Origin of the sequence: Sporosarcina sp. FSL K6-1522 (assembly GCF_038622445.1) — a bacterium.
Taxonomy (GTDB): Bacteria; Bacillota; Bacilli; order Bacillales_A; family Planococcaceae; genus Sporosarcina.
On sequence record NZ_CP152019.1, the window covers coordinates 45,234 to 57,399 of the forward strand.

The window sequence follows — 12,166 nt, forward strand, 5'->3', positions numbered from 1 at the left end:
GGACGTATGAAGTCAAGAGATTATTCTTCGAGTTCTTCCTCTTCTTCGTCCTCGTCATCTTCTTCATCGAGATCCAAGTCTTCTTCGTCCGGGATAATTTCAAGGTCATCATCCGGGTCTAGTAGATCCGCTTCGATTTCGACGATTTCTTCTTCCTCTTCTTCTTCGTCGTCTTCATCTTCGTCAACTAGCTCGTCGAATTCTTCATCGAATAGCTCGTCCTCATCTTCGTCTTCTTCGATGTCATCCTCGTCATCGTCCAGTACCGCTTTTTTCTTTTTCTTTTTGCGTACTTTCACGACAGGTGCTGTTTCTTCTTCGATTTGATCGACTGGATACCATTCACGAAGCCCCCAACGGTTATCGTGGATCGCTAGGAAACGACCGTCGATGTTCATGTCTGTATAAAACTGCTGAAGTTTTTCTTTCATCTGTTTCTCCGTTACACCAGTAAGTTTACGGATCTCATCCATTAACTGTTGGAGTGTTAGCGGCTCATGTGTTTCAGTCAAAATCGCATAAGCGATATCAATCATCGATTCTTCAACTAATTGTTCTTTCGTCATTTCACGAATATTCAATAGACGCACGTCCTTTCTCTAAACAGTAAAACAAAACTGCATTCATCTTACCACCTGTAGAGGCGGATGTCGTTGAATGAAGATAAGCATACTTATCATTATATACAATGCAGGCCGCATTATGCTACAATCTTTTACTCTTATTTAAGTGTCTCAGTTCTTTGATGCCAATTATGCCGAAGTAAATTGCAGCAAGTAAAAATGGGATTGCACCGAAACCATCACCATACAATAAAAAGACGAGAATGACAAGGATTGCTATGATAACTATATGATATGACCGTTTCATCCCCGCACCTCTTTTCGCCTGTATCTTTCATTATACATCCTACTCACAATCATAGGTACTGTATGCCTATTATAAAATAAATGCGTCAATTTCATACTATAAATAAATTGAATTAAATATTATCTTGTCCACGTTGATTTCCGTTCCGAGCGGACGCTTTCCGCGGGCACGGTCTCAGCCAATCGAACAACGTAGGGTTCGAATTGCCGTATTTCTGCGTTCTTTGCGGAAATTAAGACATCTGACTCCGTGCTCTCAACGCTTCACTTTTGTTCAGAAAAGCCGCTCTGTACTCCAATCAACTAAGAGAGTTGATAAAATTATAAATTAAACTAAAAAAACTTACTAACATCGCTCGGCGCTTATGGCTTCGGCGACCGCTAGTAAGGCGCCTTCGCTGGGGCGTAGGTAAAAATCATAACATCAATATTTACAACCCATATAATCACCAACCACAAAAACCACGCAAACGGGAGTTTGCGTGGTGATGGCTTACATATTCCTTCTGTATTGCCCGCCGACTTCGTAGAGAGCATTCGTAATTTGGCCCAGACTTGCCACTTTTACGGTCTCCATGAGTTCTTCGAAGACGTTGCCTCCTGAAACTGCTGCTTCTTTCAACTTGTTCAAAGCGATTGCTGTTTGTTCGGCATGCGTAGTTTGGAATGCACGCAAGTTGATGATTTGGCTTTCTTTCTCTTCTGTCGTTGCACGTGCAATTTCCATATTATCGATATCCGCTTCAGATGGTGGATTCGGATTTAGGTAGGTATTGACGCCGATGATTGGCAGCTCGCCCGTATGTTTGAGCATCTCATAATGCATCGACTCTTCTTGAATCTTTCCGCGTTGGTACTGCGTTTCCATTGATCCAAGAACACCGCCACGGTCGTTCAAGCGATCGAATTCTTGTAGAACCGATTCTTCGACCAAATCCGTCAATTCTTCGATGATAAACGTTCCTTGGAGCGGGTTTTCATTTTTCGCAAGGCCAAGCTCTTTGGTAATAATCATCTGAATCGCCATCGCGCGGCGAACAGATTCTTCTGTTGGTGTAGTAATCGCTTCATCATAAGCATTCGTATGAAGAGAGTTACAGTTATCCTGCAATGCCATCAATGCCTGCAATGTTGTACGAATATCGTTGAAATCAATTTCCTGTGCGTGCAAGCTACGGCCCGACGTCTGCACATGGTATTTCAATTTCTGACTGCGGTCATTCGCACCATATTTTTCGCGCATTGTCACTGCCCAAATGCGGCGTGCTACACGACCAATCACGGTATATTCCGGATCAAGGCCATTCGAGAAGAAGAACGACAAGTTCGGCGCAAAATCATTGATATCCATGCCGCGGCTCAAATAATATTCTACATAGGTGAAGCCGTTTGCCAGTGTAAAGGCTAGCTGTGAAATCGGATTGGCACCTGCTTCTGCAATGTGATAGCCCGAAATCGATACAGAATAGTAATTACGCACTTGTTTGTCGATGAAATATTGCTGGATATCTCCCATCATGCGTAACGCAAATTCCGTCGAGAAAATACATGTATTTTGCCCTTGGTCTTCTTTTAAAATATCCGCTTGTACCGTGCCACGCACCACTTGCAATGTCGCATTGCGCACGTCCGTGAATTCTTCCATCGTCAATGTACGCCCGAGCTCTTCTTCTTTCAAGCGCACTTGCTGATCAATCGCCGTATTCATGAACATCGCCAAAATAATCGGTGCTGGACCGTTAATCGTCATGGAAACAGACGTCGAAGGTGCACAGAGATCGAAGCCGTCATACAGCTTTTTCATGTCATCGAGTGTACAAATGCTAACGCCAGATTCTCCGACTTTCCCGAAAATATCTGGACGCTCATCCGGATCTTCCCCGTATAACGTAACGGAGTCAAATGCTGTCGATAAACGCTTTGCATCGTCATCTTTCGACAAGTAATGGAAACGACGATTTGTCCGCTCTGGCGTCCCTTCCCCGGCAAATTGACGCTTCGGATCTTCCCCTTCTCGTTTGAACGGGAACACGCCAGCTGTGTACGGATAAGAGCCTGGAACGTTTTCCTTATAGACCCAACGAAGAATCTCTCCGTAATCCTTGAATTTCGGTAGCGATACTTTCGGGATTTTTAAACCGGACAAACTTGTCGTTGTTAAAGCCGTGCGCAACTCTTTATCACGAATTTTCGTGACAAATTCATCTCCCGCATAAGCCTCTCTCAACTGCTCCCAGTTGGCTAAAATACGTTTCGATTCTGCAGTCAGTTCATCACGTACGCCTTCTACAAGTGATTGTAGTGATGCAACCAATGCATCATTTGGCGCTTGTTCATTGACCGCTTCAATCGCACCTTCTAGTTGGAACAGGCGGCGTGCAAGTTCCACTTGCTGCTCCGACTTTTTATGGTAATCACGCACTGTACTCGCAATTTCACGCAAGTAATGGTGGCGCTCATTCGGAATGATAACGTTCTGTTTCTGTGTTTTCACAAATTGCGCATACGATGTTTCCCAATCGAGACCACATTTTTCATTCAACACGCCTACGAGTGCCGCAAACAATGCGTTCGTCCCTTTGTCGTTGAACTGACTAGCAATCGTGCCGTACACAGGCATTTCATCCAAGCTTTTATCCCACAGGAGATGGCTACGCTGATATTGTTTCTGCACTTGACGCAGTGCATCTTCTGAACCTTTGCGCTCGAATTTGTTAATGACGATGAGGTCTGCAAAGTCAATCATGTCGATTTTTTCAAGCTGCGTTGGTGCACCGAATTCACTTGTCATCACGTACATCGACGCATCAGAGATTTCCGTGATTTCGGCATCCCCTTGCCCAATACCACTCGTTTCAACGATGATCAGATCGTAGCCGACTGTTTTGACAATATCGAGCACATCTTTAATGGCACCTGATAGCTCTGTCCTTGAACCGCGCGTCGCCAAACTGCGCATAAAGACGCGCTGATTGAAGATGGCATTCATGCGAATGCGGTCCCCAAGCAGTGCACCGCCCGTTTTTTGTTTCGTTGGGTCGATTGAAAGAATCGCGACATTTTTGTCCGGTAGTTCGTGTAAAAATCTGCGAATCAACTCATCCGTCAACGAACTTTTTCCTGCCCCACCTGTACCGGTAATCCCAAAAACAGGTGTGTTTTTAGACAATGTGCGCGCTTTTTCAATAACCGCATTAGCCGTAGCATCATTCCTGTCATACATTTCTTCTGCATACGTGATGAGATTCGCTAATACTTCCGGCGTGTCGATACGCACTTTTTCAAGATTCGCCAACTCATTTTGTGTCGCTGTTAAAAAATCACTTTCTTCCAGCATACGATTGATCATCCCTTGAAGCCCCATCTTGCGGCCATCTTCTGGCGAGAAAATCCATGCGATGCCATGATCATGCAATTCCTTAATTTCCTTCGGGATAATGACACCCCCACCTCCGCCGTAAATGCGAATATGTGGCGCCCCTTTTTCCTGAAGAAGATCGTACATATATTTAAAGTATTCAACGTGACCACCTTGGTAGGATGAAATCGCAATACCTTGCACATCTTCCTGAATCGCTGCATTGACGACCTCTTCAACCGAGCGATTATGCCCGAGATGAATGACTTCCGCCCCGCTCGATTGCAAAATACGACGCATAATATTAATGGACGCATCATGGCCATCGAAAAGACTTGATGACGTCACAAATCGGATATGATGCTTCGGTTTATAAATTTCAACTGTAGTCAATATTAAAACACCCCTTCTGCCTGACTTTTCGAACATTCCCCTTAGGATGATTCCCCTACTACACCGCTAAATAGCTGATCTGTTTGTACACGGATAAAATCTTCGATCGTGTAGCTTTTATGCATGGCCCATCTGCGAAACGCCCACATTTGCCCTTGAACGACAATATGATGCGCCGCCATGCTGATATTATCGGTTGAAATACGCAATTCCCCTGACTTCACGCATGCTTGCAATAAATCCTCAAAGAGCGCAACCATTTCCATTTCTTTTTTCAGAACGTATCTTAATGCATCTTTTTGCAAGGATTTCGATTCTTGATACATCACGAGAAATTCATCGGACATATCATCGATTAATCGGTAATAGCGATCGATTGCCACTCGCAATCCGTCAATCGTCCCTTTCTGAATCGGAAGGTTCGAAAGACGATTGTGTACTTCATTGTAAATACTGTCACAGACAAGATAGAGGACATCTTCCTTACTCCGAATATATTCATAGAGTGTACCGATACTAAAGCCTGCCTCTTTCGCGATTTCGCGTGTCGTTGCACGATGGAATCCTTTTTTCTTAAACAGCTTGACAGCACCTTGAATGATCTGTTCACGCCGTTTCTCTATGAGTCCTTCATCTTTCACAGATGATTGTACTTGATGTTTTGTTTCCATACTGCACCCCCGCTTATTTTGTTAGCATACGGGAGATTACGAGACGTTGAATTTCTTGTGTTCCTTCGTAAATTTGCGTAATTTTTGCATCTCGCATGAAGCGCTCTACCGGATAGTCTTTCGTATAGCCATAACCGCCGTACACTTGAACCGCATCCGTCGTCACTTTCATCGCCGTATCTCCAGCCATTAGCTTCGCCATTGCGGATTCTTTTCCGTATGGTAAGTCATTCGATTCCAGCCAAGCCGCTTGATACGTCAGCAATCTTGACGCTTCCGTTGCCGTTGCCATATCTGCTAATTTGAAGCCAATGCCTTGGTTTGCTGCAATTGGTTTGCCGAACTGCACGCGCTCTTTCGCATAGTCAACAGATGCATCTAGCGCACCTTGGGCAATTCCAACTGCTTGCGCCGCAATGCCATTACGTCCGCCGTCGAGTGTTTTCATCGCAATGATGAAGCCATCTCCTTCTGCTCCCAGTAGATTTTCCTTTGGTACACGGCAATTGTCAAACATGATTTCCGTTGTTGGAGAAGAACGAATGCCCAGTTTCTTTTCTTTTTTCCCGACCGAGAAGCCTGGGAAATCTTTCTCAACGATAAATGCGCTTGTGCCTTTATGCTTCGAGTCTGGATCTGTCACAGCAAAGACGATATACGTGTCCGCAATACCACCGTTTGTAATGAAAATTTTCGAACCGTTGAGAACATAATCATCCCCGTCTAATTTCGCCGTTGTCCGCATACCGCCTGCATCTGAACCTGAGCCTGGTTCTGTTAACCCGTATGCACCGATTTTTGAGCCTTCTGCCATTGGACGCAAATATTTTTGCTTCTGTTCTTCCGTCCCGTACTTGAATACCGGCCAGCCTGCTAAAGACGTATGTGCAGAAAGTGTTACCCCTGTAGATGCACAGACACGCGACAATTCTTCGATTGCTATACAATACGCAAGGTAGTCACTACCGATGCCGCCATACTCTTCCGGCCAAGGGATTCCTGTCAAACCAAGCTCCGCCATTTTTTTGAAGAGATCCATATCAAAGCGTTCTTCTTCATCCCGTTCAGCTGCTGTTGGCGCGACTTCGTTTTCAGCAAAATCACGTACCATTTTACGGATCATTTCGTGTTCTTCGGATAATTGAAAGTTCATGTCATTTCCCCCTATTTTCCCTTTTATTTCGTTAAGTGTTTGGCAATCACAATACGTTGAATTTCACTTGTTCCTTCGTAAATTTCCGTGACTTTGGCGTCACGGAAGTAGCGCTCGACTGGATAATCCTCTGTATAGCCATAGCCTCCGAATACTTGAACCGCTTCGATGGAACCTTCTACTGCCGCTTTCGAAGCGAATAGTTTCGCCATGGAGGCTTCTTTTCCACAAGGCAATCCTGCTGCACGCAACTGCGCCGCACGGTAGACAAGCAATCTTGCCGCTTCGACTGCTGTTGCCATATCCGCGAGCTTGAAGCCTACCCCTTGCTGCAATGCAATCGGTTTACCAAACTGTACACGTTCTTTCGCATAGCCCGTCGCCGCTTCAAGTGCCGCCTCTGCAATACCAAGCGATTGCGCCGCAATACCGATTCGACCTACATCCAGATTTGCCATCGCAATTTTAAAGCCTTCGCCTTCTTCACCAAGACGGTTTTTGGCAGGTACATGCATATTATCAAACGATAACTCCACTGTCCGTGAGCCATGCAGCCCCATTTTCTGCTCATCTTTTCCAATGACTAAGCCCGGCGTATCTTTATCGACAATAAAGGCTGTCACACCATACGTCCCTTTTCCCCGCTCTGTCGATGCGAACACGATATAGACATCCGCTTCCCCGCCGTTGGTAATAAACACCTTTGAGCCGTTCAACACGTAGTGGTCGTCTTTTTTCACAGCACGCGTTTTCAGTGAACCCGCATCAGAACCCGCTGACGGCTCCGTTAAACAGAATGCACCCAAGTATTCGCCACTCGCTAGCTTCGGTAAATAACTCGCTTTCTGCTCTTCGTTACCAAAATACATAATCGGATTTGTGCCGACAGATGTATGAACGGAAAGAATAACGCCCATAACAGCACTTACTTTTGATAGCTCATGAATTGCGCTAATGTACGAAATAAAATCCATACCTGCTCCGCCATACTCTTCTGGAACCGTAATGCCCATCAAACCGAGCTCCGCCATTTTAGTTAGGATTTCTCGCGGGAATTCGCCAGCTTCCATTCGTGGAATAAATGGCTCAATTTCCGTCTTCGCAAAGCTTCTTACCATATCCCGCATCATCTGTTGTTCTTCGGTGAATGTTAAATTCATATCGTCTGCACTCCCTTAGTTGTAAACGTAAAAACCTCGTCCTGATTTTTTACCAAGCCAACCCGCTTTGACATATTTTCGAAGCAATGGACATGGGCGATATTTTGAATCTCCGAATCCTTCATGTAGCGTTTCCATAATGTATAAGCATGTGTCGAGTCCGATGAAATCTGCTAGTTGTAGCGGCCCCATTGGATGGTTCATGCCGAGTTTCATCACTTCGTCGATCGATTCAATCGTTGCAACACCTTCATAGAGCGTATAGATTGCTTCATTGATCATTGGCATCAGCACACGATTGGCAACAAAGCCTGGGAAGTCGTTTACTTCTACTGGTGTTTTTGCTAGTTTCACTGTCATATCCTCAACCGCTTTGTAGACATCATCCTCTGTTGCAAGACCACGGATGATTTCAACAAGCTGCATAACAGGTACTGGGTTCATAAAATGCATACCAATGACTTTTTCTGGGCGATTGGTTGCTGCCGCAATTTCGGTAATTGGAAGCGAAGATGTATTGGATGCAAGAATGGCATGTGCCGGTGCAATACTATCTAGTTTCGCGAAAATCGAACGCTTAATGTCCATATTTTCAACAGCTGCTTCGATGACAATGTCCACTTTTTCCGCATCCTGCAAGTCTAGTGATTTCGTAATACGACCGAGAACCGCTGCTTTTTCCTCTTCTGTCATACGACCTTTTTCAACGTTACGTGAAAGGTTTTTCGTAATGACTGCAAGCCCTTTTGTGTAGGATTCTTCTTTGATATCATTCAATGTCACGTCAAAGCCTGCCTGTGCACATACTTGGGCAATGCCGCCCCCCATTTGCCCTGCTCCGATGACCATTACTTTTTTGATGTCCATTATTGTCTCCCCCAACTCACGCTAATTTTGGTACTTCAATCATAATCGCATCGCCTTGGCCGCCACCCGAACAAATGGATGCAATGCCAATGCCGCCACCACGGCGTTTCAATTCATGTGCCAGTGTCAAAATAATACGTGCGCCACTTGCGCCAATCGGATGTCCAAGTGCAACAGCCCCGCCGTTAACATTGACTTTTTCAGGGTCAAGATCCGCAATTTGTGCACTCGCCAACGCTACAGCCGCAAATGCTTCATTAATTTCAAACAGGTCAATATCCTGTAGTTGCTTGCCTGTCTTTTTCAACAGCTCATTGATGACGAGCCCCGGTGTTTGTGGAAAATCTTCTGGTGCAATCGCCACTTCTGCGTGACCGATAATGGTAGCCAAAGGTGTTTTGCCTTCGCGTTTCGCACGCTCTTCATTCATCAACACAAGTGCGCATGCCCCGTCGTTGACGCCTGGTGCGTTGCCTGCTGTAATCGTGCCTTCCTTGCCAAATGCCGGGCGCAATTTTGCCAACGATTCGAGTGACGTATCACGACGTGGTGCTTCGTCCGTATTCACGACCACTGGATCGCCTTTGCGCTGCGGAATCTCAATCGCAACGATTTCTTCTGCAAACAAGCCGTTATCGATTGCTTGTAAAGCACGTTCGTGACTGCGTAATGACCACGTATCCTGCGCTTCACGCGTTAACGACAATTTTTCAGCTGTTCCATTGCCATATGTCCCCATATGGACACGATCCGGTGAGAACGAACAAGAAAGCCCGTCATAGATCATGCCATCAATAAGTTGCGCGTCACCCATCTTCATACCAAAACGGCCTTTTGGCACGTAATAGGGTGCGTTAGACATCGATTCCATGCCACCTGCAACAATCACTTCTTCATCCCCAAGGCGAATAAGCTGATCGCCTAACGTCACACTACGCATACCTGATGCACACACTTTGTTAATGGTTTCTGTTTTGACCGACCATGGCAGGCCTGCTTTCGTCGCCGCTTGCCTCGAAGGTATTTGCCCTTGCCCTGCCTGCAATACCGTTCCGATGATGACTTCATCGACCTCATCTGCTGCAATGTTCGCACGATGCAATGCTTCTTTAATCGCCACACCACCAAGATCACTTGCCGTTAACGTATGTAATGCGCCACCCAATTTTGTAAAAGGCGTTCGTGCGCCCTCTACTATGACCGTTCTTGCCATGCTTATCGCCTCCAAGGTTAGTAAGTGTTAACGCTTTCACTTTCTGGAATAATACAATAATTCGGAGCGACTGAACGCTCGCTCAACAAGTTTTCATGAAAAAGGGAGTGTTTCCACTCCCTTAATTACTGCAATTGTACGATAATACTGATTGTTCCGCAACCACTTTTTGTTAGGTGTTACCGATTTTATTGTAAAACTGCAGCTTCTTCTTGCTCTTCAAGTACTTGCACAGTTTCTCCGAAAATCGAACGTTCTAGTAGCTCTGCAATGTCGTATGTGCCGACTTTGTCTTCTACTTCAACCGCTTTCGTGCCATCTGACAACATCGTCAAGCAATACGGACAGCCGGATGAAATAATGCCTGGACTTACTTCAAGTGCTTGTTCTGTACGTGCAACGTTAATGCGATGGCCCGTATCTTCTTCCATCCACATCAAACCGCCACCCGCACCACAGCACATGCCGTCTTGGCGGTTACGTTTCATCTCTACAAGATTGACGCCCGGAATTGCCTTCAAAATTTCACGTGGCGGATCATAGACATCATTGTATCGGCCGAGGTAACAAGAATCATGGAACGTGATTGTTTCATTAATCGCATGCTCTGGCTTCAATTTGCCCTTCATCACAAGTTCATACAACAATTCGGTATGGTGAATGACTTCTGCTTTAAAACCAAAGTCTGGGTATTCATTTTTAAAGATATTGTAGGCGTGCGGGTCAATCGTAACGAGTTTCGTTACGCCCGCTTTTTCGAATTCTTCGATATTCGATGTCGCTAGCTCTTGGAATAAAAACTCATTTCCTAGACGACGCGGTGTATCCCCAGAGTTCTTTTCTTTATTGCCCAAAATCGCAAACTTCACACCTGCTTCGTTCATCAAACGCGCAAATGCGAGCGCAATTTTTTGTGAACGGTTGTCGAATGCCCCCATCGAGCCAACCCAGAACAGATACTCAAACTCCTCATCTGCTTTTTTCAATTCTTTCACAGTTGGAATGCGAATATCCGGACTTGCATCACGCCATTTTTCTTTCTCTTTGCGGTTCAATCCCCACGGATTCCCTTGACGCTCAATGTTCGTCATAGCACGCTGTGCATCCGCATCCATTTTCCCTTCCGTCATCACAAGATAACGACGAAGGTCAATGATTTTGTCAACGTGTTCGTTCATCACCGGACATTGGTCTTCACAGTTTCGGCACGTTGTACATGCCCAAATTTCTTCTTCTGTAATAACATCGCCAATGAGTGCTGGACTGTAAATATCGTCCATAGAAGCACCTTCAAGACCCGCCGCGAGCGCAATTTGGTTCGCTTTCGTGTTGTTAAAAGCAAACGTCGGTACCCATGGTTTTTGCTTCGTCACGAGTGCACCTGTATTCGTTAAATTATCACGTAATTTCGTAATCAAGTCCATCGGAGACAGCATTTTACCCGTCCCTGCTGCTGGACACATATTTGTACAGCGCCCACATTCCACGCATGCATAAAGGTCAATCATTTGCAGTTGCGTGAAGTCAGTAATCTTTCCAACCCCAAGCGAAGGCATTTCATCCTCATCTTCCGCATTTTCCAATGCTTCAAAATCGATAGGCTTTAGCGTTCCCGCGTGGTCCAAACGATGGAAGTAAACGTTTGCAGGCCCTGCGATTAAGTGCGCGTGTTTAGATTGTGGCACGTACACAAGGAATGTCAGCAAGATGAGTAAGTGTGCCCACCAACCAACGAAGAACACAGCTGCCGCTCCTGTTGCCGGCAAGAATCCAAATACTGTAGCGATCAGTGATGCTACTGGCTCCGTCCATGTTGCGTCATGGCCTTGCCAAATAATATTCATACCGTTTGCAAGTAATGTCGAAAGCATGAGTCCCCCGATGAAGATCAGGACAAGCCCCGATTTCCATCCTCGCTTTAAACGTACAAGTTTCTCGATATATCGACGGTGGAATGCCCACACAACCGCCACAAGAATCGTCAATGCGACAATTTCTTGGAAAAATGTAAAGGCTGGATAAAGTGGTCCAAGCGGCAAATGCGAACCTGGTTTTAATCCTTTCCAAATCAAGTCAATTGCTCCAAGTTGTACGAGCAAAAAACCGTAGAAGAACAGTAAATGGATTGTCCCACTTTTCTTGTCCTTTAATAGTTTCTTTTGTCCGAAGACGTAGACCCAAATCTTTTGAAGACGTTCTTTGACGTTGTTGTCAAACTCTACTTTCTTCCCCAGTTTAATGAATTGAATCCGTGTTTTGATCAAATACGTGAACAAAGCAAGTGCATATGCGATCACTAGCAAGCATAAAATCCAGTTCGCAATTAGCAATGGGCTCATTCGTCCTCTCCCCTTCCTCCAAATGTTTTGACAATACTGATTATTTTGATGTAGAATAGCATTTAGATAGATGCTCTATCTTCTAGTTTAAATATGAATGAGCATTCAGTCAATGAAAACTTTTAAAAAGTTTAAAATACTCG

Annotated in this window: 9 protein-coding genes; all 9 read right to left on the reverse strand. The window is 45.2% G+C overall.

The window, feature by feature from the left end; translation table 11 throughout:
- Window positions 1-20: 20 nt before the first annotated feature.
- Window positions 21-581: a DNA-directed RNA polymerase subunit delta gene (rpoE, locus tag MKY34_RS00270; RefSeq protein WP_342513258.1), complete on the reverse strand. Its 561-nt coding sequence runs from the start codon at window positions 579-581 to the stop codon at window positions 21-23.
- A 124-nt stretch (window positions 582-705) separates the two neighbouring features.
- Window positions 706-870: a hypothetical protein gene (locus MKY34_RS00275; RefSeq protein WP_342513259.1), complete on the reverse strand. Its 165-nt coding sequence runs from the start codon at window positions 868-870 to the stop codon at window positions 706-708.
- A 492-nt stretch (window positions 871-1,362) separates the two neighbouring features.
- Window positions 1,363-4,620: a fused isobutyryl-CoA mutase/GTPase IcmF gene (gene icmF, locus MKY34_RS00280; RefSeq protein ID WP_342513260.1), complete on the reverse strand. Its 3,258-nt coding sequence runs from the start codon at window positions 4,618-4,620 to the stop codon at window positions 1,363-1,365.
- 41 nt (window positions 4,621-4,661) lie between these two features.
- The gene (locus MKY34_RS00285) at window positions 4,662-5,291 is read right to left on the reverse strand and encodes a TetR/AcrR family transcriptional regulator (protein ID WP_342513261.1); all 630 of its coding nucleotides are present in this window, start codon (window positions 5,289-5,291) and stop codon (window positions 4,662-4,664) included.
- A 13-nt stretch (window positions 5,292-5,304) separates the two neighbouring features.
- Window positions 5,305-6,444, reverse strand: a complete 1,140-nt coding sequence (locus tag MKY34_RS00290; RefSeq protein WP_342513262.1) for an acyl-CoA dehydrogenase — start codon at window positions 6,442-6,444, stop codon at window positions 5,305-5,307.
- 23 nt (window positions 6,445-6,467) lie between these two features.
- Window positions 6,468-7,604, reverse strand: a complete 1,137-nt coding sequence (locus MKY34_RS00295; protein WP_342513263.1) for an acyl-CoA dehydrogenase — start codon at window positions 7,602-7,604, stop codon at window positions 6,468-6,470.
- 15 nt (window positions 7,605-7,619) lie between these two features.
- Window positions 7,620-8,471, reverse strand: a complete 852-nt coding sequence (locus tag MKY34_RS00300; RefSeq protein WP_342513264.1) for a 3-hydroxybutyryl-CoA dehydrogenase — start codon at window positions 8,469-8,471, stop codon at window positions 7,620-7,622.
- 16 nt (window positions 8,472-8,487) lie between these two features.
- Window positions 8,488-9,684, reverse strand: coding sequence for an acetyl-CoA C-acetyltransferase (locus MKY34_RS00305; RefSeq protein WP_342513265.1), 1,197 nt, complete (start codon window positions 9,682-9,684; stop codon window positions 8,488-8,490).
- Window positions 9,685-9,872: 188 nt separating this feature from the next.
- The gene (locus MKY34_RS00310) at window positions 9,873-12,023 is read right to left on the reverse strand and encodes a (Fe-S)-binding protein (protein ID WP_342513266.1); all 2,151 of its coding nucleotides are present in this window, start codon (window positions 12,021-12,023) and stop codon (window positions 9,873-9,875) included.
- Window positions 12,024-12,166 lie beyond the last annotated feature (143 nt).

What these genes read in the sequence shown, in the direction of transcription:
- MKY34_RS00305 (WP_342513265.1), bottom strand. Translation starts at nt 9,684, where the DNA reads ATGGCAAGAACGGTCATAGTAGAGGGCGCACGAACGCCTTTTACAAAA.
- MKY34_RS00275 (WP_342513259.1), bottom strand. Translation starts at nt 870, where the DNA reads ATGAAACGGTCATATCATATAGTTATCATAGCAATCCTTGTCATTCTC.
- MKY34_RS00300 (WP_342513264.1), bottom strand. Translation starts at nt 8,471, where the DNA reads ATGGACATCAAAAAAGTAATGGTCATCGGAGCAGGGCAAATGGGGGGC.
- MKY34_RS00290 (WP_342513262.1), bottom strand. Translation starts at nt 6,444, where the DNA reads ATGAACTTTCAATTATCCGAAGAACACGAAATGATCCGTAAAATGGTA.
- MKY34_RS00285 (WP_342513261.1), bottom strand. Translation starts at nt 5,291, where the DNA reads ATGGAAACAAAACATCAAGTACAATCATCTGTGAAAGATGAAGGACTC.
- MKY34_RS00295 (WP_342513263.1), bottom strand. Translation starts at nt 7,604, where the DNA reads ATGAATTTAACATTCACCGAAGAACAACAGATGATGCGGGATATGGTA.
- MKY34_RS00310 (WP_342513266.1), bottom strand. Translation starts at nt 12,023, where the DNA reads ATGAGCCCATTGCTAATTGCGAACTGGATTTTATGCTTGCTAGTGATC.